The organism is Haloarcula taiwanensis (assembly GCA_002844335.1).
Classification (GTDB): domain Archaea; phylum Halobacteriota; class Halobacteria; order Halobacteriales; family Haloarculaceae; genus Haloarcula; species Haloarcula taiwanensis.
Map to the genome: position 1 here is coordinate 2725207 of CP019154.1, position 25847 is coordinate 2751053.

At 64.2% G+C, this 25847-nt stretch carries 24 protein-coding genes and 2 tRNA genes; 14 read left to right on the top strand and 12 right to left on the bottom strand.

The features are described 5' to 3' along the window. Window positions 1–50 precede the first annotated feature (50 nt). From BVU17_13875 to BVU17_13885, 3 genes are read right to left on the bottom strand one after another with little or no spacing between them, the layout of a single operon-like run. The gene (locus tag BVU17_13875) at window positions 51–1430 is read right to left on the bottom strand and encodes a glucose dehydrogenase (protein ID AUG48560.1); all 1380 of its coding nucleotides are present in this window, start codon (window positions 1428–1430) and stop codon (window positions 51–53) included. A gap of 49 nt (window positions 1431–1479) precedes the next feature. Beyond that, window positions 1480–2094 carry a 30S ribosomal protein S7 gene (locus BVU17_13880; GenBank protein AUG48561.1) on the bottom strand — a complete coding sequence of 205 codons (615 nt, stop codon included), beginning with the start codon at window positions 2092–2094 and terminating at the stop codon, window positions 1480–1482. 2 nt (window positions 2095–2096) lie between these two features. Beyond that, window positions 2097–2525, bottom strand: coding sequence for a 30S ribosomal protein S12 (locus BVU17_13885; GenBank protein AUG48562.1), 429 nt, complete (start codon window positions 2523–2525; stop codon window positions 2097–2099). 452 nt (window positions 2526–2977) lie between these two features. Here BVU17_13885 and BVU17_13890 point away from each other — a divergent pair, with 452 nt between their 5' ends. After that, window positions 2978–5365 (top strand): histidine kinase, encoded by a 2388-nt coding sequence (locus BVU17_13890; GenBank protein ID AUG48563.1) that lies wholly within the window; start codon window positions 2978–2980, stop codon window positions 5363–5365. 25 nt (window positions 5366–5390) lie between these two features. Here BVU17_13890 and BVU17_13895 read toward each other — a convergent pair whose 3' ends face one another. The 7 genes from BVU17_13895 to BVU17_13925 form a co-directional block, all read right to left on the bottom strand. After that, window positions 5391–5723: a hypothetical protein gene (locus BVU17_13895; GenBank protein ID AUG48564.1), complete on the bottom strand. Its 333-nt coding sequence runs from the start codon at window positions 5721–5723 to the stop codon at window positions 5391–5393. A gap of 96 nt (window positions 5724–5819) precedes the next feature. Continuing rightward, the gene (locus BVU17_13900) at window positions 5820–6245 is read right to left on the bottom strand and encodes a transcription elongation factor NusA (protein AUG48565.1); all 426 of its coding nucleotides are present in this window, start codon (window positions 6243–6245) and stop codon (window positions 5820–5822) included. After that, window positions 6245–7432, bottom strand: a complete 1188-nt coding sequence (locus BVU17_13905; protein AUG48566.1) for a DNA-directed RNA polymerase subunit A'' — start codon at window positions 7430–7432, stop codon at window positions 6245–6247. Before BVU17_13905 ends, BVU17_13900 begins: the two co-directional genes overlap by 1 nt. A gap of 2 nt (window positions 7433–7434) precedes the next feature. Next, complete coding sequence (locus tag BVU17_13910) at window positions 7435–10344, bottom strand: DNA-directed RNA polymerase subunit A' (GenBank protein AUG48567.1); 2910 nt, start codon at window positions 10342–10344, stop codon at window positions 7435–7437. Next, window positions 10341–12167, bottom strand: a complete 1827-nt coding sequence (locus BVU17_13915) for a DNA-directed RNA polymerase subunit B (protein ID AUG48568.1) — start codon at window positions 12165–12167, stop codon at window positions 10341–10343. The genes BVU17_13910 and BVU17_13915 overlap by 4 nt, the downstream gene beginning before the upstream one ends. A gap of 1 nt (window position 12168) precedes the next feature. Then, a complete protein-coding gene (locus BVU17_13920; protein AUG48569.1) occupies window positions 12169–13734 on the bottom strand; it encodes a DNA-directed RNA polymerase subunit B'' in 1566 nt (521 codons plus the stop codon). Continuing rightward, on the bottom strand, window positions 13734–13961 hold the full coding sequence (locus BVU17_13925) for a DNA-directed RNA polymerase subunit H (protein ID AUG48570.1): 228 nt from the start codon (window positions 13959–13961) through the stop codon (window positions 13734–13736). Before BVU17_13925 ends, BVU17_13920 begins: the two co-directional genes overlap by 1 nt. A 276-nt stretch (window positions 13962–14237) precedes the next feature. On the opposite strand from BVU17_13925, the gene BVU17_13930 reads away from it, so the two are divergent. From BVU17_13930 to BVU17_13960, 7 genes are all read left to right on the top strand, one after another. Further along, a tRNA-Asp gene (locus tag BVU17_13930) sits at window positions 14238–14310 on the top strand. Window positions 14311–14360: 50 nt separating this feature from the next. Continuing rightward, window positions 14361–14433: transfer RNA gene (locus BVU17_13935), tRNA-Asp, on the top strand. Window positions 14434–14743: 310 nt separating this feature from the next. Further along, on the top strand, window positions 14744–15397 hold the full coding sequence (locus BVU17_13940; protein ID AUG48571.1) for a hypothetical protein: 654 nt from the start codon (window positions 14744–14746) through the stop codon (window positions 15395–15397). Between the two features lie 106 nt (window positions 15398–15503). Beyond that, window positions 15504–15806 carry a hypothetical protein gene (locus BVU17_13945; protein AUG48572.1) on the top strand — a complete coding sequence of 101 codons (303 nt, stop codon included), beginning with the start codon at window positions 15504–15506 and terminating at the stop codon, window positions 15804–15806. A gap of 68 nt (window positions 15807–15874) precedes the next feature. Then, on the top strand, window positions 15875–16363 hold the full coding sequence (locus BVU17_13950; protein ID AUG48573.1) for a YfcE family phosphodiesterase: 489 nt from the start codon (window positions 15875–15877) through the stop codon (window positions 16361–16363). 107 nt (window positions 16364–16470) lie between these two features. Further along, window positions 16471–17244 (top strand): coenzyme F420-0:L-glutamate ligase, encoded by a 774-nt coding sequence (locus BVU17_13955; GenBank protein AUG48574.1) that lies wholly within the window; start codon window positions 16471–16473, stop codon window positions 17242–17244. Continuing rightward, window positions 17231–18208, top strand: coding sequence for a 5,10-methylenetetrahydromethanopterin reductase (locus BVU17_13960; protein AUG48575.1), 978 nt, complete (start codon window positions 17231–17233; stop codon window positions 18206–18208). The genes BVU17_13955 and BVU17_13960 overlap by 14 nt, the downstream gene beginning before the upstream one ends. Here BVU17_13960 and BVU17_13965 read toward each other — a convergent pair. After that, the gene (locus tag BVU17_13965) at window positions 18165–18383 is read right to left on the bottom strand and encodes a hypothetical protein (GenBank protein AUG48576.1); all 219 of its coding nucleotides are present in this window, start codon (window positions 18381–18383) and stop codon (window positions 18165–18167) included. The genes BVU17_13960 and BVU17_13965 overlap by 44 nt on opposite strands. 98 nt (window positions 18384–18481) lie before the next feature. Beyond that, window positions 18482–19825 (bottom strand): tyrosine phenol-lyase, encoded by a 1344-nt coding sequence (locus BVU17_13970; protein AUG48918.1) that lies wholly within the window; start codon window positions 19823–19825, stop codon window positions 18482–18484. 162 nt (window positions 19826–19987) lie between these two features. On the opposite strand from BVU17_13970, the gene BVU17_13975 reads away from it, so the two are divergent. The 6 genes from BVU17_13975 (at window position 19988) to BVU17_14000 (ending at window position 25718) form a co-directional block, all read left to right on the top strand. Further along, on the top strand, window positions 19988–20671 hold the full coding sequence (locus BVU17_13975) for an SAM-dependent methyltransferase (protein ID AUG48577.1): 684 nt from the start codon (window positions 19988–19990) through the stop codon (window positions 20669–20671). An 83-nt stretch (window positions 20672–20754) separates the two neighbouring features. Further along, entirely contained in the window at window positions 20755–21024 is a 270-nt protein-coding gene (locus BVU17_13980) for a hypothetical protein (protein AUG48578.1), read from the top strand. A 194-nt stretch (window positions 21025–21218) separates the two neighbouring features. Next, entirely contained in the window at window positions 21219–22178 is a 960-nt protein-coding gene (locus tag BVU17_13985) for an ATPase (GenBank protein AUG48579.1), read from the top strand. Next, a complete protein-coding gene (locus BVU17_13990) occupies window positions 22175–23149 on the top strand; it encodes a hypothetical protein (GenBank protein AUG48580.1) in 975 nt (324 codons plus the stop codon). Before BVU17_13985 ends, BVU17_13990 begins: the two co-directional genes overlap by 4 nt. Then, a complete protein-coding gene (locus tag BVU17_13995) occupies window positions 23146–25380 on the top strand; it encodes a transglutaminase (GenBank protein AUG48581.1) in 2235 nt (744 codons plus the stop codon). Before BVU17_13990 ends, BVU17_13995 begins: the two co-directional genes overlap by 4 nt. 44 nt (window positions 25381–25424) lie before the next feature. Then, window positions 25425–25718: a translation initiation factor gene (locus tag BVU17_14000; protein ID AUG48582.1), complete on the top strand. Its 294-nt coding sequence runs from the start codon at window positions 25425–25427 to the stop codon at window positions 25716–25718. Window positions 25719–25847 lie beyond the last annotated feature (129 nt).

Here is a 25847-nt window from a genome sequence, read left to right on the forward strand (position 1 = left end):
GAAATATAGCCAGTGGTTCACGGAACGCGCGACCGCGGCCGGCGTTCCAGTCACTCGGCCGGCGTGACGCGGGCGAGCACGTCGTCGCGCTCCCGCGGGAAGCCGTCGCCGGCCCGCCCGTCGCGGTTCGACGTGACGAGGTAGAGGCCGCCGTCAGGCCCCTGCTCAATATGGCGAATCCGACCGAGTTCGTCGGCCAGCAGAGAATGCGTGGTCGCGGTGTAGGCGTCGTCGGTCCAGTCGGCGTCATACACCTCAGCGTCGTCGCCCGGCGGCGGGTCCGCACCGTCTGGTGTCAACGTCGTTGCGAGGAGTTTCTGTCCCTTCAGGCCGCCGGTGAGCAGTCGGTTCCGCAGCGACGGCACGGCGTCGCCGGTGTAGAACAGCGAGCCGGAAGGTGCCCAGCCGCCGGCGTTGCCCGTGTTTGCGAGCGGCCGGCGGACCTCGGAGCCGGCGTCGGCGTACTCCTCGTGCTTGCGGGTGTCAGGCCAGCCGTAATAGCCTCCAGCCACGAGGCGGTTGAGTTCGTCTCGTCCGGTCGGACCGTGTTCGGAGGCGATGACGGTGCCGTCTGGGAGCCAGGCCAGCCCTTGTGGGTTCCGGTGACCGTAGGTGAACACCCGCGGGTCCCCGCCGATATCAGGGTTCCCGGGTGCGGGGTCGCCCGCGGGCGTCACGCGGAGGACCTTTCCACCGAGCGAGTCGGTGTCCGCGGCCAGTTCGCCGTCGCCCGCGTCCCCCGTCGTAATCCAGAGATACTTTTCGGGGCCGAATGTGAGCCGACCGCCGTTGTGTATCTTGCTTCCGGGAATGCCGTCGATGAGGACGGACTCCGTGGCGGCCGGGTCTTCGGCCGAGACATCCATCGCGACGACCCGGTTGACTCGCTCGTCGTCGGTCATCGTCGTGTAGTAAACGTACACCACCGGCGGGTCGGGATACGTCGGGTGTGCGGCGACGCCGAGCGTCCCGCCTTCGCCGCCCGTTACCCACCAGCCGTCGTCGCTCGATTCCGCGTCGATGACCGCTGCGGGTTCGGTGACTGTTCGGACGTTCCCGTCCACAAACGAGAGGACACGACCAACACGTTCGGTGAGAAACAGCGTTCCGTCGGCGGCAAAGGAGAGGTCCCATGGAATTTCGAGGTCCTCGATGAGTGGTTCCGTGGCGAGCGGCGTGTCTGTCGGCGACGTGGTCGGAACGGTCCAGTCGGTGTCGGGTGACTGGCCGCGCTCGTGGCTGAGAGAGACGTCGTAGCGGTCCAGCGCGTGTGTCGGGCCTGCCGTCGTTGTGGCCGTCGGTGTCAGGTCCGACGACTCCGTCTGTGTCCCTGACTCACCGCGACAACCGGCCAGCACGGTCGCCCCGATACCGCCGAGTGCGGCGAGGTACTGGCGGCGGGAACGGGCGTCACAGCTGGACTGTCGCATAGATTTCTCTGCCAAGTATAGAAGAATAAAGATGTCGGAGACAGCCGAATTAGCGAGCGGCAGCCGCGACGCGTTCTTTCTCTTCTTTCTGGTTGACTGCGTAGGTCTGGACGTCGTCGTTAGCAGCACCGATGAGCTGCTGTGCGAGCGCCTCGGCGGCACTCGTGGTGGTCTTGAACGAGCCACCGTAGACGCCCTCGGCGAGGAACTTCAGGGCCTGGTCGACGCGGCGCTGTGGCGCGACATCGACGGCTTTCGGGACCGAGATACCACCGTATTTCAGGCGGACAGTCTCCTCTCGGGGAGCGCTGTTCTCGACCGCACTGACGAGCACCTGAATCGGGTTCTCGTCGGTGCGCTCGTGAACGAGTTCGAACGCCTCAGTGACGATGGATGTTGCAAGCTGTTTCTTGCCCGTATTTTCGTCGGTCTGCATCAGGCGGTTGATGAGCCGCTCGACGATGCTGATCTCGCTTTTCTTGAACTGCTTGTCCGCGTGGCGCCCCATCGTGTGGGCGATCGGCGTGACAGTGATGTAGCGCTCGGTCGAGGGGTCGGAGTACTCGATCTCCGTGATCTCCCACTCGCCGAACAGCTTCGCACGGGCCGTCTCTGGCTCGCTTTCCTCAGCCGCGTCAGCCTCGGGTGTATCTTCGGCACTCATGGTTATCGGACCGGTTTCTCCGCGTTCCCGCGAACGAGTTCAATGAGAGAGACGCCGTTGACTTTCTCGACCTTGTAGTTGACACCGGAGAGGTCGCCCATCGCGCGGCCCTTCGCCCCGCCGATACCCGCGATTGTGACCTCGTCGTGCTCGTCAATGAAAGAGATAGCGCCGTCACCGGGACAGAACGCGGTGACCTGCTTACCGTTCTTGATGAGCTGGACGCGGACACACTTCCGGATAGCGGAGTTAGGCTGCTTGGCCTCGATGCCGACTTTCTCCAGTACGATACCTCGTCCCTGGGGCGCACCCTCGAGCGGGTCGGACTTCTTGCCCAGGCCGCGTTCGCGACGCGCGTAGTCAGTGTCGGACCACCGGTGCTTCTGGCGGTCCTTCTTGAGCTTGCGCGCGGCGTACTTGCCGTTCGCCATAGTAGGCACTGGTACCTTTCGGAGGTACTTAAGACTCCTCTTTCGGACTCAGACGGTAGCGTCGGCGTGTGTGGCGTTCTGTGGCATAGACGGGGCAAGAAGGACGGTAAATAACGCGGCGAGAGCGCCACGGCAATGAGGAAGAAGCTGTCAGTGGGGTGTTTCGGTCGCGTCTGGCGGTCAACACAACACTCCCCCGCTCTCCGTGACATTGCCCCCGAATGATATTTCGCTTACACCATCGGTTACAGGTACTGGGGTACTGCAAAGAGTAGCGGGCGGCTACGCAGTCGTACAGCGAACAGAAGACCTATCAGGGGCCACGACTCTCAGTGCCGGACTCCGTCAGACGATGAAATCGATCGCGCACACGCGGAATCAGGTGTGATAACTGGGCAGGTGGTTTCTAGTACCGCCGCTTGAGTTATTCACACAGACCTGCCGGAGTAGCTATGAAACTTGAACAACGTCTCCCAGATATCGTCCGACAAACGTATCTCCGGAAGTTGGCGCTTATCATTCTCTGTATCGCCCTGCTCGTTGCGGGCGTCAGCGTCACCGCGGAGCGGACGGTTGCAGACGAGCTGACAGAACAGCGTGAAAACGAACTCCAGACCGGGGCCGTCCAGACGGCTACGACAACAGCTGACTGGGTCCGTAGCCAGCGCAACGCCGCTCGAACCCTCTCAACGCTGTCTGACGTTCAGGAGGGAAGCCCGACGATGATCCGTGGCGCGTTACAGCGGCAAGCGTTCTACCAGCCGGAGTCAGTGTACGCCATCCACTACGTTAACGAAGAGACACTGGAGATCAAGGAATCGTCACTGAGCGACCGACGGGAGACGTCGCTCCAGACGGGCGACTTCGAGTGGGAGGGCGGGAGCCTCTCGGTCACCGGGTCGAACTCCGTCGATATGTCGAAAGTGTACACCTATGAGGGAGGGAAGTACATCGCCTTCGCAAGCCCAGTCGCCCGAAGCGACAAACTGGTCGTCGTGGTCCACAACGTGACTGCACGGACGGCCCAATTCCGTAACTCAATCGAGGGCGGTGAGACACGGATCGTCCGACAGGACGGGACGGTCCAGTTCGCCGAGGACGCATCGACCATCGGCACCCAGTACAACGTCTCCGCCAACCTGACCGCACTCACAGCGGAAGATAGCGGCGTGGCCAGAAGCGGGTCGTTCCTGATCGCCGCGGAGTCTGTCGATGACACGCCGTGGATCGTGATCAAGCAGGCCCCGAAATCGACCGCCTTCGCCCTCCGCGACAGTATTCAGGGGAGCTTCGTCGCCATCATCGGTGTTTCACTGGCCGGGTTCGCACTCATCGGCGTCCTCGTCGGTCGCGGGATCATGCAGTCGCTCAGGCGACTCTCGACACAGGCGGAAGCCCTCGCAGTGGGCAACTTCGACACCGACATCGAGCAGTCAGACCGCCTCGATGAGGTCGGCGATGTCCAGAACGCATTCTACGAGATGAAGACGTATCTCGATACCGTCGCCGCACAGGCTGACGCGCTCTCCAGACAGGCGTTCGACGACCCGGCGCTCGACAAGGACGTGCCCGGCCAGCTCGGTTCGTCGCTATCGAGCATGCACGGGAACCTCGAATCGTTCATCAGCGACCTCGAACAGGCCCAGCAGGAGGCCGAAGAGTCCAAGGCAGAGGCAGAAGAGATAGCAGAAACCCTCGAACAGCAGGCCGAGGAGTTCTCGGCCGTGATGCGGAAGGCGGCCGACGGCGACCTCACCCAGCGGCTCGACACCGACACTGACAACGACGCGATGGCCAACATCGCCACCGCGTTCAACGATATGCTCGCCCAGCTCGGCCAGACAGTCATGCGTATCCGTGAGTTTGCCGACGACGTCGACGGCTCCGCAGACCAGATCACCGCAAGCGCCACCGAGGTCCGGAGCGCCAGCGAAGAGGTCAGCGAATCCGTCCAGGAGATCGCCGACGGCGCGGAGACACAGTACGAGAACATCGAGGAGACGGTCGACGAGATGTCGGGCCTCTCCGCAACGGTCGAAGAGGTCGCAGCGCAGGCCGACGAGGTTGCGGCCACGTCGGACGAGGCCGCCGAGATCGGCGAAACCGGCAGCGAGCGTGCTTCTGAGGCCATCGATGTGATGAACGACATCGAGACGCGAGCCGACGAAACAATCGACCGCGTCGAGTCACTCGACGAGGAGATGGAGCAGATCGGGGACATCGTCGACCTCATCGACGACATCGCAGAGCAGACGAACATGCTCGCGCTGAACGCCTCCATCGAGGCCGCCCGCGCCGGTGAGGCTGGTGAAGGGTTCGCCGTCGTCGCCGACGAGATCAAGGGTCTTGCGCAGGAGACAACTGAAGCCACCGAAGAAGTCTCGACGGTTATCGAAGACGTACAGGACACCACCGGTGACGCCGTGACCGACATCAGACAGATGGGTGATTCCGTCACTGACGGTATCGAGACTGTCGACGATGCCATCGAATCGCTTGAGGCCATCGTCGACCGGGTCGAGGAGGTAAACGACGGCATTCAGTCCATTAGCGACGCCACCGACGAACAGGCCGCGACGACGGAGGAAGTCGTCGCAATGACCGACGAGGTCGGGACAATCAGCGAGGAAACCGCTTCCAGCGCCGAGAACGTCGCCGCCGCCGCTGAGGAACAGACAGCGACGATCAACGAAGTGACTAGCGGTATCGAATCTCTGTCTGATCAGGCTGGCGACCTCAGCGAACTCCTGCAGACGTTCGATGTCGATAGCGGAACTACACACAGCGATACCGACGTGTACGAACACGACGCGCCAGACGCCTCAGCAGACGACGACTGAGTACGTAGTTATTTTATTCTGATACCTACAGTTCTGGTTCGACACTCTGCTCGAACCATTGATAGAGACTGTAACCATCAAAAAGGATACCGATGCCAGAGCCGAGATCCTGCCGCTGACTGAACCGGACAAGATAAAAGAGCGCAACTAGCCCCCCGCCGGTAAGCGAGTACGGCAGTGACGCGAGCAGTCCCTTGACGGGTATTGTGGCTAGCAGTAACACGAACAGCGCGAGAGTAGACGTGCCCTCGAGTGCGGACGGCGGATTCCCCAGAACGTGTGCGTGAGACAGGTAGATTCCGACGATAGTCAGTGGAGCGAGGAGGTTGCTACCGTCTGGACGCCGGAGCGAAGGCATAGCAGTCCGTTCACAGCCGACGAAAAAACAGTTTCTGCCAGTCACCGCATCGACTGTCCGGCTACTCGGGTCCACACCCCGTCCGAATCGCCCCGCTCAGGTCAGTTCGATGCCGTCGATGTCGAAGTGTCGCTTGGCCAGTTGCCGGGCGGCGTCGATGTTGCGCCCCTCGCGGCCGATTGCGGCCCCGCGGTCCTCCTGTGCCACTTCGACGTAGGCGACGGTGTCGTCGTTCTCGGAGACGGTGACGTTGTACACCGCGGCCGGTGCGAGCGCGTTGGCCACGAAGTCCTCGGCCGTCTCGGCGGCCTCGACGAGTTTCACCTCGCGGCCCAGACGCTCTTCGACGCGCTCGACCGTCTGACCGCCCGGGCCGATAGCGTCGGCCATCTCGCCGCGTTTGACCAGGTACACCACCTGGTCGTGCTCTTCGTCGACGACGCAATCCCGGACGGTGACGGCTGCCTCGTCCTCGAAGAGGGCGACCAGTCGACGTGCTTCGTCCGAGAGTTCGACCCGCATCAGTCCTGAGTCGTACCCATCCGGAGGTTGACGTCACCGGTGCCGAGTTTGATCGGCTTCCCGACGATGACGTTCTCCGTGACGCCGTCGAGTTCGTCGACCTCGCCGTGGATGGCGGCGTCAAGCAGGTGGTTGACGGTGACCTCGAACGCTGCGCGGGCGAGCACGGAGTCTTTCGACCCGGAGATGCCGTGGCGGCCGATGGACTCGATGGTCCCCTCGTTAGTCATGATGTCGGCCACGAGCATCAGGTGCCGGACGTTCACGTCGTCCAGCCCCTGCTCTTCGAGCGTGTTCATCGTCTCGTTGATGAGCGTTTCACGGGCTGCTTCGACGCCGAGTTCCCGGTAAATCTCGTGAATGTTGTTACACGTGGTCCGGGAGGCGTCGACACCCTCGATGTCCAGCACTTCGCCGAAGTCCGACCCCTCGGTGTAGAGGACGAACTCCTCGCCGTTGTCGGTCTCCTCCTTGCGGATGACGACGCGGGTAATCTCCTCGATGCCCTTGAAGACGATCTCTCGAAGCTCCTCGACCAGCTGGAGCAGGTCGCGGTAGCTGGGTTCCTCCGGGCCGAACTCGATGACCGTCCCGACCTGCCGGGTCGAGACGCCGAGGTTCGACTCGATGGTTTCGGCGATTTCCTCGGCGATGGCGTCGGTGTCGTTGACCGTCGGCCACCGCTCCAGCAGCGTGTCCTCGTTGAGGTCTATCTCGACGAGCATGTCCGCGACGTTCGTCGAGATGTCTCCCAGCGCGAGGATGCGCGTCGCCTCTATCTTCCAGACGACCTCGTGGGCGCGCTCGCGGTCCTGGGCGTACTCCTCGTCCAGATGGACCGTCATCATCGGCGTGTCCGGCGTCTTCCGGGCGTCCACCAGCTCGATGAGCCGGGGTAGCCCCTGAGTCACGTCGATTTCGGCGACCCCCGCGTAGTGGAACGTGTTCATCGTCATCTGCGTTCCCGGTTCGCCGATGGACTGGGCCGAGACGGTTCCGACCGGGTCCAGCGGGTCGACGCGGGTGTCGAGATAGCGTGACTCGACGGCCTTGGCGATGCGGTCGGCGTCGTCGACGCCAACGCCGCGTTCCTCGATGGTGCTGTACACTTCGTCTTTCAGCCGTCGCGGCAGCTCGGTGTCCTCGACGACGGCCTCGATGTCTGCTGATACGTCGTGTGCTGTCATTGTTAGTCGTCACCCTCGGCCATCCACCAGTCGTCCGCGTGCTCCGAGAGGTTGGTCCGCTCGGTGCGGGTCCCGAGGAAGCTCTCTTTTTGCTTTTCGCTCTCGAACTCCTCGTCGAGGACGCTGTCGGCGATCTGCTCGACGTCGACGGCGGCCTCGTCCTGGTTCGAGGAGACGTCGACCGGCGACGTGCCGTCCTCGCCGAACTCGAACTGAACGATGGTGTCGCTTGTGTCCCGGACGGTGCCGTCGTACTGCGTCTCCAGTTCGGAGAGGGCGTTGATGAGCCGGCGCTGGAGGTACCCGGACTTGGAGGTCCGGACGGCCGTGTCGACCAGCCCCTCGCGGCCACCCATCGCGTGGAAGAAGAACTCCTTGGGGCCGAGGCCGGAGCGGTAGGAGGCCTCCACGAAGCCGTGGGCGTCCGCCGACAGGTCGTTCTCCTCGAAGTGCGAGAGGGTGCGGTTCTCGTACCCGCGGTTGATCCGCTCGCCGCGGACTGCCTGCTGGCCGACACAGCCGGCCATCTGGGTCAGGTTCAGCATCGACCCACGCGCACCGGACTCGGCCATGATGACGGCCGGGTTATCCTCGCCGAAGTGGTCCTCGGCGATGTCACCGGCGGAGTCACGCGCCTTGCCCAGCGTCTGCATGATTTTCATCTCCAGCGTCTCGTCGACGGTCCGGCCGGGCAGGGATTCGAGTTCGCCCCGTTCGTAGGTCTCGATGAGTTCCTCGACGCGGTCGTAGGCGCTGTCGATGGCGTCGTTGATCTGCTCTTCCGCTTCCCGCGGGATGGACTCGTCGTCGATGCTGATGGAGAACCCGAAGTGCATGATAGAGCGCATCGCCAGCGCCGAGACCTCGTTGACGAGAATCCGGGCGCGGGTCCGGGAGTACTCCTTGGCGATAGTGTCGACGATTTCGCCGCCGAATGCGCCGACGGCGTCCTCGTCGATGGTGCCGCCAGTCATCTGGCCGTCCTCGACGACGACCGTGTCGCCGGCGGAGGACGTGAACTCCAGATTCAGGTCGTCGGGCAGCAGTTCCGAGAACAGCGAGCGGCCGGTCCAGTACTCCTCGCCGTCCTCGTCGACGCCGTCCGGCTCGGGCAGTTCGTCGATTCGGGTCGCACGCAGGAGGTCGAGCGCCTGCGTCTCGTTGAACTTCGGATTGGTGTGGGTCAGCAGGTACGTCCCGCTGATGTGGTCCTGAATCGCGCCGATGATGTTCTCGCCGAAGCGCGGCGAGAGCATCTGTTCCTGCACGCGCATGAGGACCCGGGCCTCCGCGCGGGCCTCCTCGTTTTGCAGGGCGTGCATATTCATCTCGTCGCCGTCGAAGTCAGCATTGTACGGCGGGCAGACCGTCGTGTTCAGCCGGAACGTCTTGTACGGCATCACGACGACCTCGTGGGCCATGATGGACATCCGGTGCAGCGACGGCTGGCGGTTGAAGATAATGATGTCGCCGTCGACCAGGTGGCGGGACACTTCCCACTCGGGTTCGACCTTCTCGGCCAGTTCCTCGCAGTTCTTCTCGGTCACCTTCAGCCGGCGGCCGTCGGGCCGCTTGACGTAGTTCGCGCCGGGGTGGGCTTCCGGCCCGTTGGAGACGTAGCGACGGGCCTCTTCGAGGTTGCGCTCGGTGACGTTCATCGTCTGGGTCATCTCCTTTGCGACCCGATCCGGGACGCCGACCTCATTGAGCGAGAGCGTCGGGTCCGGCGAGATGACGGTACGAGCGGAGAAGTTCACGCGCTTCCCGGACAGCGAGCCGCGGAAGCGGCCCTCCTTGCCCTTCAGGCGCTGGGAGAGCGTCTTGAGCGGCCGGCCGGAGCGGTGTCGCGCCGGCGGCGTGCCCGAGATCTCGTTGTCCATGAAGGTGGTGACGTGGTACTGCAGCAGTTCCCAGAGGTCCTCGATAATCAGCTGTGGCGCACCCGCCTCGCGGTTCTCCATGAACCGCTGATTGATGCGGATGATGTCCACGAGCTTGTGCGTGAGGTCGTCCTCGGAGCGCTGGCCGTTGTCCAGCGTAATCGAGGGCCGAGCGGTGACCGGCGGCACCGGCAGCACCGTCAGAATCATCCACTCGGGCCGTGAACGGGCCGGTTTCATCCCCAGCACTTCGATGTCCTCGTCCGGGATGTCCTCGAACCAGTCCCGGATGTCGCTGGGCATGAGCTTGTTCATGTCCTCCTCAGTCAGGTCGACCGACAGCGCCTTCTCTAGGGCGCGGCGGTCCTCCTGGCGCGGGCGGAACTCGCCGCTGAGAATCTCCTGGACGCGGCTGCTGTCGATGCCGGTCTCCTCGGATAGTTCGACGGGCGAGATCGGCTCCTCGGCCTCCTCCATCGCGGCGGCGATTCGCTCGGGGTAGTCCGAGGCCAGCACGTCCTGGACCTCGTAGTAGGTGGTCGGCTTCTCGTGTTTGATGTCGTACTGCTTCTCGCCACAGAACGGACAGCGGTCCTTCTTGCGGGCCTGCCGGATGGCGGCCTTGGTCACGTCGTTGAGGTCGCGGCCGAGGTCCTGGGTCCGTGTCAGTCGGTCGGCGAACTCGTCGCGCTCGTGCTCGTCGAGACAGAGCCGAGAGCACTCCCGGCAGGTCCCGCGCAGGAGCCGGCGGATGAGCTTCGCGAAGCCGACGTGGATGACGGGCGCGGCCAGTTCGATGTGGCCGAAGTGACCGTTACACGACCCGCTGTGTTTCCCGCAGGTCTTGCACTCCAGTCCGGGGTCGATGACGCCCAGTCGCGGGTCCATCAGCCCCATGTCGATGGGGAAGCCGTCGTCGTCGTACGTGTCGGCCGTAATCACTTTGGTGGCCGACATCTCGCGGTACTCCTCCGGGTCCATCAGCCCGAAACTGAGCTGACCGATTTCCTGTGGTGTCTGTTGTGAACTCATACTGCGTCCTCCAGTTCGATCCGCGGGGCGATTCCGAGCGCCTTCATCTCGTCAAGCAGGAGCTTGAACGCGTAGGACATCTCGACCTCGTGGATGTCGGTCTCCTCCTCGCAGTTCGGACAGTAGATACGCCGCTGTTCGACGTTCTCGACGGCGGTCATCCCACACTGCCCGCAGACGTTTATCCACTCGCGGTCGGACTCATCGAGCAGTCGCTCCTTGAGCGCCATCGCCGCGCCGTGCCCGATGAGCACGTCCCGCTCCATCTCACCCACACGGAGGCCACCCTCGCGGGCGCGCCCCTCGGTAGGCTGGCGGGTGAGCACCTGCACCGGCCCGCGAGAGCGGGCGTGCAGTTTGTTCGACACCATGTGGTACAGCTTCTGGTAGAAAATGTCGCCGACGAAGATTTCCGCGTCGATTTTCTCGCCGGTGACGCCGGAGTACATCGTCTCCTTGCCCGACGAATCGAAGCCGTGCTCTTCGAGCGAGCCACGCAGTTCCTCCTCGTCCTCGCCGGTGAAGGCGGTGCCGTCGACGCGTCGGCCTTCGAGCGCACCGACCTTCCCGCCAATCATCTCCAGGATGTGGCCGACGGTCATCCGCGACGGCAGCGCGTGCGGATTGATGATGAGGTCCGGGACGACGCCCTCCTCGGTGAACGGCATGTCCTCCTGGGGGGCGATGTGGCCGACGACGCCCTTCTGGCCGTGGCGGCTGGCGAACTTGTCCCCGAGTTCGGGGATGCGCTCGTCACGCACCGAGACCTTCGAGAGCTTCGAGCCGTCCTCGCCTTCCATCAGCGTGACCGTGTCCACGACGCCGGATTCGCCCGAACGCATCGTCACGCTCGTCTCCCGGCGCTTCTGGGGGGAGAGGCCGCCCATGTCGTCCGGCTCTTCGAGGAACCGGGGCGGGCTCGTCTTGCCGAGCAGGACGGCGTTCTCGCCGACCTTCGTCTCGGGGTTGACGAGACCGTCGTCGTCGAGGTGCGTGTACGCTTCCTCGCCGCGTGCGCCGCGGACCTCGTCGTCGGGAATCTCGAAGCGGTCCTCCTGACCGCCGGGGTAGCGCCGTTCCTCGCCCTCGTAGGTGCGGAAGAAGTGCGAGCGGGCGAGCGCGCGGTCGACCGACCCCTGGTTCATCACGAGTGCGTCCTCGATGTTGAAGCCTTCATAACTCATGACGGCGACGACGAAGTTCTGTGCCGCGGGGCGGTCGTCGTAGCCGATCTGTTCGGTGGTCTGGGTCTTGACCATCGACAGCTGCGGGTAGTGCAGCAGGTGCTGGCGCGTGTCCGGGCGGATGCGGTAGTTCGCCGACGGCAGGCCCAGCGACTGCTTTATCATCCCCGACCCCATCGTAATCCGGGGCGAGGCGTTGTGTTCGGGGTACGGAATCATCCCCGCACCGATACCGAACATCAGCTGCGGGTCGACTTCCAGGTGCGTGTGCTTCTCCGTGAGTTCGTCCTCGTCGACGCCGACGAGGATGTCCTCCTCTTCCTCGGCGTCGATGAACTCGACGAGGCCACGCTCGACGAGTTCCTCGAATTCGAGCTCGCCCTCTTTGACCTGCTCGACCTCCTCGTCGGTCATCAGCGGTTCGCCGTCTTCGACGACCAGCAGCGGGCGTCGGGCACGGCCAGCGTCGGCGTTGATGATGACCTCGCCGGTCCGGTTTTTCACCGAGACGTTGACCATCTGGGAGACGTCTCCCCGTCGTCGCGCCTGTCGTACCTGTTCTGCGAGCTGTTCCGGGTCGGGGTGTGTGCCGACCAGACTACCGTTTACGTATACTTTGGCTTCGCGTCCCTGACTCATGTTAATCGTCCGCGGGCTGCTGTTCTATCGACTCGATACCGGGGATGCCCTGAACCCCCATCTCCGCGAGTTCCTGTTTGAGACCCTGTGGATCCTCGACGTCCTGTGACAGCTCCATCGCCTGGGCGAAGTTCTTCACCAGCCCACAGTTGGGGCCCTCCGGCGTCTCGGAGGGACAGATGCGCCCCCACTGGGTCGCGTGCAGGTCCCGTGCCTCGAAGTGGGGCTGGGAGCGGCTGAGCGGCGAGCGCAGCCGCCGGAGGTGCGAGAGCACCCCCATGAAGTCGGTCCGGTCGACCAGCTGGCTCACGCCGGAGCGGCCGCCGACCCAGTTCCCCGTCGCGATGGGGTGTTCGAGCCGCTCGGTCAGCACGTCCGAGCGAACGACCGTCGAGACGGAGAGCTGCCGGTTGCGCATGTTGGCCCGTTCGAGCTGGTACTTCACGTCCCGGGCGAGCTTGTTCAGCGCCGTCCGGAACAGGTCCGTCATCAGGTCGCCGCTGACCTTCAGCCGCTTGTTGGCGTAGTGGTCCTTGTCGTCGGATTCGCGACGGCCAAGCGCCAGTTCGAAACACGCCTCGGCCATCCGGCAGAGGTAGAACGCCTTGTTGATGCGGACCTCCTCTTCCTCGACGCCTTCCTCGTGCAGATGCGGGAGGAGATAGCGGTCGATGACGTAGTTGGCTCGCTTGAGCTGGTAGTTCTTGCCCTGCCCGGAGGCGACGCGCTTGCCCAGCGTCTCGATTGCTTCCTCGGTCGTCTGGACCTCGGCCTCCTCTAGGTTCTCCAGCATGAACTTCACGATTTCCGGGTCCTCGCTGACGCGGTGGACGATTTCCTCGTCCGATTCCAGCCCCAGCGCGCGCACCAGCGTAACGAAGTCGATACTGCCCGAGACGGACGGGAACGAGACTTCCAGCAGTCCGTCCCGCGTCCGCTCACACAGCACCAGCGCGCGGTAGCCACGGCGCTGGGAGAACGTCTTGGCGACCTGCACCTCGTCGCCGTACTTGGTGTCGTACTCGGCCAGAATCTTGTTCGGGGCGAGGTCCTCGCTGGTCATCAGCACCCGCTCGGAGCCGTTGACACAGAAGTAGCCACCGGGGTCTGCGGGGTCCTCGCCGATGTCGATGAGCTCCTCGTCGGTGAAGCCCGCGATGTTGCACTTGTTCGACCCGACCATGATGGGCATCCGCCCGATCTTGGTCTCGGTCCGGTCGACGACTTCCTCCGGTTCCTCTTCGCCACCGCGGACGATGGCCATCTCCATGAACACCGGCGCGGAGTAGGTAATGTTGCGGAGGCGGGCTTCCTGCGGATACAGCAGTTCCTCGCTGCCGTCGGCCTCGCGGACTCGAGGGGTGACGACGCGGACGTCGCCCAGTTCGACCCACACCGGTTCCTGTCCTTCCTTGTCGCCGATGTCAGTCTCGATGGTCTCTTTCTCGTCGACGACCTGCTGCATCCCTCGGTCGAGGAATGCGTTGAACGAGCGGAAGTGGTGTTCGGCGAGCCGTTCCTTGGCGAAATATTCACGCGATATAGCGCGGCGATCTTGTGTGTCCATTATTCTACCACCAGTCGATAGACAACTGCGGTGTCGGTCGTCCGGGAGTCGCGTTCGATCCGAACCACGTCACCGACTTCGGCGTCGTCCGGCAGCGCCTTGTCGGTGCGCTTGATCTTCGGAAGGTCCGTCTTCTTGATGTCATACTCCGTGAGTACTGCTTCGAGGTCGTCCTCGTCGACGACACTGTGGTCTGGGACGAGGTCGTGTTGACTTACATCTACCATGTGTGTGCGTGTGCGTTTGGCCTGCTGCTGGAGAAGGTGGCTGTCACGAGATACTACAGGGCCGTACTGTCGGGGCGCATATAACACTTACCAAGTCGCTCTGCCGTGGCTATCGGACCCGCCCACCCTCACGGACTGCGGGCGTGGTTGCTCTTACCAACCACATAACGCAGACCGGACATAGAACTTTGGGTCCCGTCATGTGCATTCATCCCGGGGCGGGTCTCTTTGGAAAGTCTTAATACTGACACCAAGGTACGAAAGAATGCAACGAAGGCCCGGATGGTGTAGTGGCCCATCATACGACCCTGTCACGGTCGTGACGCGGGTTCAAATCCCGCTCCGGGCGTTCTATTGCGACCAAACTGACGAGCGCTATGCAGTGCGTGCTCGTAGGCTGCCCGGATGGTGTAGTGGCCCATCATACGACCCTGTCACGGTCGTGACGCGGGTTCAAATCCCGCTCCGGGCGCTTCTTCGAAATCAAATCATCAAGCGACGCGTTTTATCGCCGTCGTACGGACCGCTGGTGCGTTATTAGTAGCCGTCCAGCAGGCAGTAAACACCGCCTACGTGCCGAGAAAACGGCGTATACTGATGTCACAAGAGCAGTAGCAGGTGGCCGGGGAAGTTCCCCCGTGGCCTGTCATAGTGTCCGTCCACCGGGGTCGGACGTGCTATCACTTCACGTGGGATGGCATATGTTTTGTGTTGGGTGTAAGGCGTGCCGATTAGCGGCTGCCAGCGACAAACTGTTTACCAGGCCCCGCAAAAGAGAGGCCATGGAGGACGTGGATGGCGAGGACATGCCCGGCGCAATCGTCGAGGCGTTCCTCGAACGCGAAGAGGGCGTCCGGGCGCTGCTTGAGGAACTGGAGAAGCTCACTATCGAGGGCCGGCACGAGGAGGTCCGCGACCGTGTTCGCAATCTGGCCGACAGCGACGAGTCGGTGTTTTACACCGTGGCGTTCAGCCTCACCAATTCGCGGCAGTTCTTCGGCGACGTGGAAGCACAGCTGGACGTGACCGCCGCTGACCGGTTGCGGGACCTCGCCGACACGTTTCCCGCACTAGCTGAGCCGTTCAACATCGTCCGGACGGAGCGGGCGGACGACCGCCTCAATCCGGTGACAGACACGAGCTACGCGGTGAGCTACCACCGGGGTGTCGAATCGCCAATGGTGACCTACAGCCCGCTGTCAGGCGAACAGGAGCTGTACGAATCCCGCGGGACACCAAGTGAAGTGTTGCGGGTCGCGTCTGACCTCACGGGCGCGACGACAGACGCGCTGGACGTGGCGATGGATAACGACTACTCGGTCAACACGGAGGAACTGAGCGCGCTCATCGACCGCCGCGAGGAACTGGAGACTGAGCTGAGTAAGCTCCGAGACCAGCTCGACGAACTCCGGCGGACACCGGTCTCAGACGAGTAGGGGTCGTGGACACCGAGCGCACAGTTTCAGCTGACAGACCCGAGCCACAGTGCCGCAACTGGGGCGTTTATGTATCGCGGCCGTAAATGCACAGGTACGACTTGCTATGGGAATGGACCGACTCGAAGATCAGGTCGAGAAGGAGGGGCGGGACCTGTCGATCCTCGAAGCCGTCATCGAGAACGGGCCGATCGGCATCGTTCGGCTCGCCGAGGAGACAGGGGTTCCGAAACACAAAGTGCGATACTCGCTACGGATGCTGGAAGACGACGAACTCATCGAGCCGACGCCGCAGGGAGCGATTCCGGTCGACAACATCGACGAGCGGGTAGCGACGATCAACGACGGCATCGACAGACTTATCGAGCAGTTGGACGGGCTGCGAGACGTATTCTCGTCTACAGAGTAGCCAGAACGGTCAGTCGAACCCGTTTCCGTGGCAGTAACCCTTTTCGAACGCCGATGCGATGGGTCGATATGGATGTCGCTCTCATTAGCGATTCGCATATTCCGTCCCGGGAACACGAGATTCCGCCGTCGTTCCGGGAGCGCATCGAGGTCGCCGACCACGTCATCCACGCCGGTGACTTCGACAGCAAAGGAGCACTCGCTGACAGCCAGCACATGGCGGCGGAACTGACCGCCGTCTCGGGCAACATCGACCCGCAGATCGGGTTGCCAGAACGGGCGACAGTCGAACTCGGTGGCGTCACGTTCGTCGTGACACACGGGACTGGCTCACAGCAAGGCTGGGCAGACCGTGTCGCCGCTGCGGTCCGCGAGGAAGCCGACAGTACCGCTGTCGGCGTCGCCGGTCACACTCACGAACTTGTTGACACCGTCTACGAGGGCGTGCGGCTGCTTAACCCCGGCAGCGTCACGGGAGCTTCGCCAGCAGACCGCCCGACGATGTTGACCGCGACAGTCGAGGATGGGACGCTCGACGTAGCAGAGCACGAGCTGTAAAGCGCAGCGCTGTCGCGGCTCGCTCCCGCGTACCGGCAGCTGTTGCCACTGTTGGCCGGCTTTGCAGCGAACGCGGGTCTTTTTCCCACAGGGTTCTCAGAGGCGGTATGGAAGTCTTCGCGGTCGAGGGGTTGCCCGAGGTCCGCCCCGGCGACGACGTTGCCGAGTTGCTCGTCGAACGGGCCGACCTCCGCGACGGTGACGTGGTCTGTGTCGCCAGCACCATCGTTTCCAAGGCCAACGGACGCGGCCGGTCGCTGTCGTCGTACGAGCCAGGCGAGCGCGCCGAGCGCATCGCGGCGACCATCGAGGACATCGCCGGTGAGGAGAAAGACCCTCGAATGGCACAGGCGATTCTCGATGAGTGTACTGAGGTGCTGGTCGAAGCCCCCTTCATCCTCGGCGTGACGGAGTTCGGGCATATCACTGTCAACGCGGGCATCGACCGCTCGAACGTGCCCGGCGCGGACCTCCTCTTGCTCCCCGAAAACCCGACGGCGGAGGCCGAAGCCATCCGTGCTGGCATCCGCGAACAAGCGGGGGTGGAACCCAGCGTTATCGTCACCGACACGTCAGGCCGCCCGTTCCGCCTCGGCCAGCGCGGCGTCGCACTGGGCTGGGCCGGGCTCCCTGCCTCGCGGGACTGGCGGGGCGAGCACGACCGCGACGGCCGTGAACTCGAAGCCACCGTCCAGGCCGTCGTCGACGAACTCGCCGCCGCGGCCAACCTCGTCACCGGCGAGGGTGACGGCGGAACACCCGCCGCAGTCGTCCGCGATTTCGACTTCGGCGACCACGCGGGCAGCGAGCAACTGTTCCGCGACCCCGAAAAGGACGTAGTCAGACAAGCACTCAGACAGTGGTCACATGTACGCGATTGAACTCACCCCGGAACACCCGGTCGCACAGCTCGCCTCGTTTGCCGAACAGGCTGAATCGAACGCGCTCGACGCCGTCTACGTCAGTCACCACTACAACAACCGCGACCAGTTCATGTCGCTGACCGCGATGGCCGAGCGGACCGACGAGGTACTGCTCGGCCCCGGCATCGCGAACCCCTACGAAACGCACCCAGTGACGCTAGCGTCGCGGGTCGCAACGCTGGACGAACTGAGCGACGGCCGGGCGGTCTTCGGCATCGGGCCGGGCGATAAGTCGACGCTCAGCAATCTCGGCTTCGACCACGACGACGCGCTGCGACGCGTGCTTGAGACGTTCAAGACCGCCCGGAAGCTCTGGGACGGCGAGCGGGTCGACCACGACGGGACGTTTGAGGCCGTCGACGCCGGGCTGAACTACGAGGTCGGTGAGATTCCGGTGTACGTCGGCGCGCAGGGGCCGCACATGACCCGGATGGCAGCGAAACACGCTGACGGCGCGCTGTACAACGGTGCGCATCCGAAAGACCTCGCGTGGGCACGCGAGCAGGTGGAGGACATGGCCGACGAGCGACCCGAGGAGTACGGCGAGTTCGACCTCGCGGCCTACGCCAGCGTCTCGGTCGCCGAGGACGCGACCGAGGCACGGGAGGCCGCGCGGCCGCCGGTCGCGTTCGTCGCCGCCGGCTCACCCCCGGCAGTGCTCGACCGCCACGGCATCGACCACGAGGCCGCCGAAGATATCGGGCAGGCGATCTCCGCCGGCGATTTCACCGCCGCATTCGACGGCGTTACCGAGGCGATGCTGGACGCGTTCTGTATCGCCGGGACGCCGGAGACGGTGGCCGAGCGCACGGCGGTGCTGGAAGAACACGCAGACAGCGTGGTGTTCGCGTCGCCGCTCGGGCCGGATGTCGAGACGGCTATCGATTTGCTTGGGGCGGTCCGCGACCGCCGGAGCCGCTGAACAGCGAAAGCACGGCCCCCAGCGACAGGTACCCGAAGAAGGCGACCGAGACGGTCGTGATGACGGCACCGACGGCGAGCATAAGCGCCGCCAGCGGGTCGTTCAGTGCCACGTCGATAAACCAGCCGGGCATGTCGATGATGCTCTGGAGCAGTTCCGACAGCAGTCCTTGCATTACCTGAACGTTAGCGTGGCCCTACTTTGCGTTTGCGTTCCCGGCCACCACACGGGCGCTCGAGAGCCGCTCTCGTCCGGAGTTACAATCGAGCGCCCTTACGCGACGGGTTCGAGTTCCGCTGAGAAGTGTCTGAGTTCTTCCATCGGTGGCTCCCAGACGATTTTCAGGCCGGTGTACTCGTCGCGGCGGTCGCGGACGCGAGCAGCGGTCTCCGCGATGTGTTCGAGGTGTTCGCGCCAGTATGTCCGGCGGGGCAGGGCGAGGCGGACGAGTTCCGGACGGTCGGTCCCGGGGAAGGCGAACGAGCCGAGTTCGACTGTCCGGACGCCGCCTTCGCGGTAGAGTTCACAGACGAGGCGCTGCCCGGGGAACTGGTCGGCGGGAATATCCGGGAACAGGGCCGCGGCATCAATGTAGACGGCGTGACCGCCGGTCGGCGTGACAATCGGGATGTCGCGCTCACGCAGGAGGTCGCCGAGGGTCGCGACCTGTTCGATCCGCTCGGCGACGTACGGCGGTTGGACCGCTTCCCGTAGACCGGTGGCCATCGCTTCGAGATCGCGACCCGCGAGGCCCCCGTAAGTCGGGAACCCCTCGTACAGGATCGCGCGCTGTTTGCACTGTTCGAACAGGGCAGCGTCGCGAACGGCGGTGAACCCGCCGATGTTTGTGAGTGCGTCCTTTTTCCCACTCATCGTGATTGCGTCCGCGGGACGCAACTGCTCGCGAGCGATTTCATTGAGGGGCGTGTCGGCGTATTCGGGGTCCCGTTGTTTGATGAACTGTGCGTTTTCGGCGAACCGACAGGCGTCGATGACGAACGTTGCGTCGATTTCCGTGGCAAAAGCGGCTGTTTCACGGATGTTCTCCATGGACACCGGCTGACCGGCGGCGGAGTTGTTCGTGATCGTCAGGACGACAGCCGAAACAGCGTCCTCCCCGTACTCCTCGACGGCGTCCCACGCACGGTCTGTGGAGAAGTTTCCGGCAAACGTCCCGACGCTGTCGGAGGTCAGATCCGTCTCTGCCGGGCAGTCGACCGCAGTAGCGCCTTGATTCGTTACGTGTGCGCGGGTGGTGTCGAAATGCGTGTTGTTGAGCACGACGTCACCCTCGTCCAGTAGCGCCCCGAAGAGGACGTTCTCCGCGCCGCGGCCCTGATGAGTCGGGACCACGCGGTCGAATCCCATCACGTCGGCGACCGCTTCACGGAAGCGTTCGAACGAGCGCGAACCGGCGTAGGCCTCGTCCCCGCGGACTACGTCCGCCCACTGGTCGTCACTCATCGCGCCAGTCCCCGAATCAGTCAACAGGTCGATAAAGACATCATCCGAAGCGAGGTTAAAGACGTTGTGTCCGGCCTCGGTGAGCGCGGCCGCACGTCGTTCACGGGGCGGGAGCTGTATCGAGGTTACCGATTTGGCCTTGTACGAGCGCATGCTGTGTCGCAGTACGGCGACCGACTTATTCCCCATCTGATAGTCTGTGTACAGCGGTGGGCTGAGATGTCCATCACCAGCCGAGTGCGGCTATCGGTGGACAGGTGTTTCTGGCAGGCCAAAATAGCGGGCATTTTGAGGCCACAACTGCTGGAGGGACGTATGAGCGTTCGCGAGGAATTCGACGCGTGGGCGGCCGAAGGCAAAGACAGAGGGATGGAAGACCGGCACTGGCACACCGCCAAGCACGTCCTCGCCCGGATGCCGGTCGAACCGGGCGACACGGTCCTCGACCTCGGAACGGGGTCGGGCTATGCGCTCCGTGCGCTTCGGGACACCAACGACGCCGGGCCCTGCTATGGTCTCGACGGGTCGCCGGAGATGCTCCGGAACGCCCGCGAGTACACGGACGACGACGGTATCGGGTTCCTGCGCGGGGACTTCGACGCCCTGCCGTTTGCGACCGACAGCATCGACCACGTGTTCTCGATGGAGGCGTTTTACTACGCCAGCGACCCGCCACACACGCTCGAAGAAATCGCACGAGTGCTGCGACCGGGCGGGACCGCCCACATCGCGGTGAACTACTACGAGGAGAACGTCCACTCCCACGAGTGGCAGGAGTTCATCGACATCGAGATGACACGCTGGAGCGCCCCGGAGTACCGCGAGGCCTTCCGCGAGGCGGGGCTGGCCGTGGCATCACAGGACACCATCCCCGACCGCGAGGTCGAGATTCCGCCGGCGGATGCGTTTCCAACCGACGAGTTCGAGACCCGAGAGGCGATGGTCGAGCGCTACCGCGAACTTGGGACGTTGCTGACTGTCGGCATCGCCACGGAATAACGGCCCGGATAGCCGGTCAAAACACGGACCTCGGCCGGAACGACCGACAGAGTATTTTGTGGCCGCAGGCAAAACGAAGGAGTATGGCCGAAGATACCTCGCTGGAGGACTTTCTCGACGGTGGCGACAAGAGCGAGGATGGGGGAGAGAACGGCACGTCTGCGAGAGATGAGACGACAGAGACAGAAAGCGAAGCCTCCGACGCCGAAGCCTCGACCGACGGGGTCGACCCGGCCGTGACGACGTACGCGTGGTCGCCCGATGGAGCGGCCTGCGCCGAGTGTGGGGAGGTCGTCGAGCGGCGGTGGACACAGGACGGCATCCTCGTCTGTGGGGCGTGTAAGTCCTGGTGAGCGGCGCTACCGGCCGCGAACCGGATGTGTGTTGTTCTCACCCATCCACAGAGTTACATACGCGCACGCCATAGACGCGGCTACAACTGAACGGCCCGGAGGATGTGGTACCCCACACAAGACACTTACTGGTCGACAGGGCAGACTATCCTACCAGTCCCCGTGCCACGGCGTCGTCCCACGAGATTGCGACTATGACAGACACTGACACCTCACGCAGTCAACAGTCGGACAGTCCTCTCCGCGACGCCACACGCGTCGCCAATCAGGTGATCGAAAACGTCGAACAGGTCATCGTCGGGCAACACGACGCCATCGAACACATCGTCATCGCGCTGCTTGGACGCGGTCACGTCCTGCTTGAGGACGTCCCCGGCGTCGGCAAGACGATGTTAGCCCGTTCCGTCGCGGCGTCGTTCGACGGCGAATTCAAGCGCGTCCAGTTCACGCCGGACCTCCTCCCGACCGACGTGACCGGTGTCAACATCTACAACCAGAAGACACAGGAGTTCGAGTTCCGGCCGGGGCCGATCTTCGCCAACGTCGTCCTCGGAGACGAGATCAACCGCGCGCCGCCGAAAACGCAGTCGGCGCTGCTGGAAGCGATGGAGGAACAGCAGGTCTCGGTCGACGGGACCACACACCCCGTGCCACAGCCGTTCACGGTCATCGCTACGCAGAACACGGTCGAGCAGAACCGGGCCTACGACCTGCCGATGGCCGAACTCGACCGGTTCATGACGAAGCTCCATCTGGGGTATCCGAACGAGGCGGCGGAGACGGAGATGCTGGGTGACGTGGTGGGCCACCACCCCATCGAGGAACTGTCGTCGGTCGCCACGCTCGAAGCGCTCTCCGCCGCTCGGGAAACAGTAGCCGACGTGACCGTCGAAGAGCCGATCCGGTCGTACGCGACCCGACTCGCGCGGTACACGCGGGAGAACGCACAGCTGGGTGTCAGCCCGCGAGGGAGCATCTCGCTGCTCCGGGCGGCACAGGCCCGCGCCGTACTCGACGGCCGCAGTTACGTCATCCCCGACGACATCCAGACTGAAGCGCCGGTCGTCCTGCCACACCGCATCCGGACCGAGCGCAGCGAGCAGGACGCCCGGGAACTCGTCGCGGAGGCACTCGATACCGTCTACGTCGAATGAGACCGACACGCCGTGGTTTCGCCGTCCTCGCCGTCGCCGTTGCCGCCCTATTGGTCAGTGCCAGATTCGGGCAGCCCGGGCTTACTGCCGTTGCCGGCCCGCTGTTCGTGGGTGTGTTCGCCGCCGCCGTGCAGGTTCGCTGGAGCGGCGAACCGACCGTCGAACGGGGCCGCCTCCGCCGCGGGTTTCCCGGTGAGACGAAGCCCGTGGAGTTCCGCGTCGACGGCAGCGGGATTGCGACGGTCACCGACCGGCTTTCTGAGGGGCTTGAGGGAGAGACGACAGTCCGGAAGTCCCTGCCCGCGACGGTGACCTACCGCGTCACCTACACGGCCCGGGGCGAGCAACAGGTCGGCCCAGTCGACGTGACGGTGACGGACGCGCTTGGGCTCGTCAGGGAGCACTACACCATCGGAAGCAGAACCGACGTGCTCGTGTATCCGCCCGTCTACCGGCTGGGCGGGACAGACGCGTTCGCGCAGACGTTCACGCCGGAAAACGAAGACCGGCAGTCGTTCGACCGATTGCGCGAGTACGTCAGCGGCGACTCCTTGCGGGACGTGCACTGGAAATCCAGCGCCAAGCGCGAGGACCTGTTAGTCAAGGAGTTCACCGACAGCCGAAGCGACCGGACCCTGCTCGTTGCCGCGGAAGCCCAGCAAGGGCACGCCGACGCGATGGCCGCTGCGGCGGCGACCATCGCGATGGCCGCGCTGGAGAGCGGTCTGGCCGTCGAACTTGCCGTTCCGAACGATGGGGTTGAACAGGGGTACGGCGACACCCATCGAACGCGACTGCTCGAACTGCTGGCCCGTGCCGACGCGGGCCGGACCGACCGTGTGGACGACGCTGACGTGGTCGTCACGGCCAACGGCGACGGCGTCACGGTGTCGGTTGACGGCCGCCGCCAGTCCTTCGGCGACGTGACCGCCAGCCGTGACAACCCCATCGCGGGCGAGGTGAACGGATGAGCGCCGCCGTCACGGAACGGGTCCGCGGCCGGGTCTCGTGGAGCGGGTCCCGGATACTGGCGTTGCTTGGGGCGGCGCTGGCCATCGGCGCGCCACTGCGGACGATGTACTACCTCAGCGACGTGGTCGGCGACCCGACCCTGTTTCTGGCGCTTGCCGCGCTCTCGTTCGTGGGTGCAACGCTGCTTGCCCGCGTGCTCAGACCGCCCCTCGCGGTCGGTGTCGGCGCAGTGCTGTTCGCTGGCGGACTCGTCGCGTACATCCTGAGCCTCTCGACGAATCCGGCGGTGACAGACCTGCTGGGGGATACCGCCGCCCTGCTGACCGGGCGGTCGCTGCTCCAGATTGCCAAGGTCAGGCTGTGGGTGCTGTCGTTCGCGCCGGCACCGGTGTTTCTGACCTGGTATTTCGCGCTACGGCGCTGGTACGTGACGGCGACGGTGGCGGCCGGCACAGCGCTCGCGTTCTTCGCCCTGACGACCGACGCCGGTGTGGTGACGACCCTGCTGGGCGTCGTCGGCATCGCGGCGACTATCGGGTTCGGGACGCTCGATACACTGTCAGCGGACGAGCCGGCAGACCTGACGAAGCGACCCGACGCGATGACTGGCGGTGACGCGACGGAGCACCCGGACGACGGCGGCGAGGGAATCGACGCCGGGCGGCGCGCTGTCCTCGAACAGCTGGCGGCGATCATCGTCGTCCCGGCGGCGCTGTCACAGGTACCAATCACCCGTGACAGCTTGCTATCGTACGACGACGGGTCGGAGGGTCAGACCGTCGAGGGGAGCCTCTTCGATGCCGGGGAGTCCCTCTCGGTACAGGGGAGCATCTCGTTGACGCCTGAGATACGGTACACTGTCGAAAGCGAAGAACCGCGCTACTGGCGGGTCGCCTCCTACGACCGCTACACCGGTAACGGGTGGGTCCGGACTGGAACTCCACGCCCGTACGGCGACCAGCGCCTCGACAGCCCACCGGGTGAAACTCGGACGCTTCGACAGGAGTTCCGGGCAGAGTCGACCATCGGGACTGTTCCGGCCGCCTGGAAGCCCGTTCGTTACTCTGGGGGACCGTCGGTCTCGGTCTCCAGCGAGGGCGGGTTCCAGCCTGACGGCACGCTGTCGACAGGCGACAGCTACGAGGTCAGGAGCGAGCTGCTCGTGGCGACCCCGGACGGGCTGCGTGAGGCCGGGACCGACTACGACGACGCGACCGTGGAGCTGTACACCCAGCTCCCCGACAGCACGCCGGACCGGGTTGAGGAACGGACGGCTATTCTCACCGCGAACGCCGAGAACCCGTACGAGACAGCGCTGGTCATCGAACGCTGGCTGCAGGACAGCAAGGGCTACTCACTTGACGTCGATCGACCCGGTTTCAACGTCGCCGACGCCTTCCTCTTCGAGATGGACGAGGGGTACTGCGTCTACTTCGCGACGACGATGGTGACGATGCTCCGGACCCAGGGCATCCCGGCGCGCATGACCGTCGGGTACACCTCTGGCCAGCGAATCGACGAGAACGAGTGGGTCGTGCGCGGGCTGAACTCCCACGCGTGGGTCGAGGTGTACTTTCCTGGGCAAGGCTGGGTGCAGTTCGACCCGACGCCGTCCGGGCCGCGCGAAGAAGTCAGACAGCAACGTATCGAGGACGCGAATGCGGACGGACCGTCGCCCACTGTCGGCGACGGAGACCCGGTGGAGCAGTACACGCCATCCGATACGTCGACTCCCGCCCCGTTGACTGAGACCAACGATACCGAAACCGAACCGACTGAGACGCCGACGGCCACCGAAACTGACACGCCAACCAGCACGACAGGAGCGTCCGACACGGACGAGTCGACGGAGTTGCGCCTGCCGGCGCTCCCGTCGCGCGAGGAGATGACGCTGGGCGTCGTCGCGCTGCTCGGCATCGCAGCGGGCGCGCGCCGGTCCGGCCTTAGCGAGCGAGCGTACCGGGCGGTATGGCTGCGATACCAGCGCCGCGTGGACCCCGAGACCGATGTTGAGCGGGCGTTCCAGCGGGCCATGTACGTCCTTGCAAGGGACCACCGGAACCGCAAGAGCGGCGAGACGGTACGGGCGTATCTCGACGCGATAGAGGCCGACGACCGGGTCCGGCGACTGGCCGCGCTACGGGAGCGACTCCGGTACGGCGGCGAGGTCGACGAAGCGATTGCCGACGAGGCAGTCGAACTCGCCGATGGAATCGTCTCTGACCGGTAGTCCCCGACAGTGTTTAATAGGTCGTGTTCGTAGGCGCGATTGTAATGTCGGAAGTCTGCTCGACGTGCGGGCTGCCTGAGGAGCTCTGCGTCTGTGAGGACGTCGCTAAGGAGTCCCAGGAGATTAACATCCGCATCGACGAGCGCCGTTACGGGAAGGAGGTAACGATCATCGAGGGATTCGACCCGAAAGACGTCGACATGGACTCGCTGTCCTCAGACCTCAAGTCGAAGTTCGCCTGCGGTGGCACTGTCGAGGACGGACAGATAGAGCTCCAGGGCAATCACACGGGCCGCGTCGAGGATTTCCTCCGCGACAAAGGTTTCAACGTCGCCTGAACTCCTGACTGCCAACGGTTCTCGTGAGAGCGCCGTGGCAAGCTGCTGCTGTGACCTACTCCCTGGTTTTCAGCTGTGATCGCCCGCAGTGAACTATATCCAGCCGCTTTTGTGCCGTCGTGAGAACTT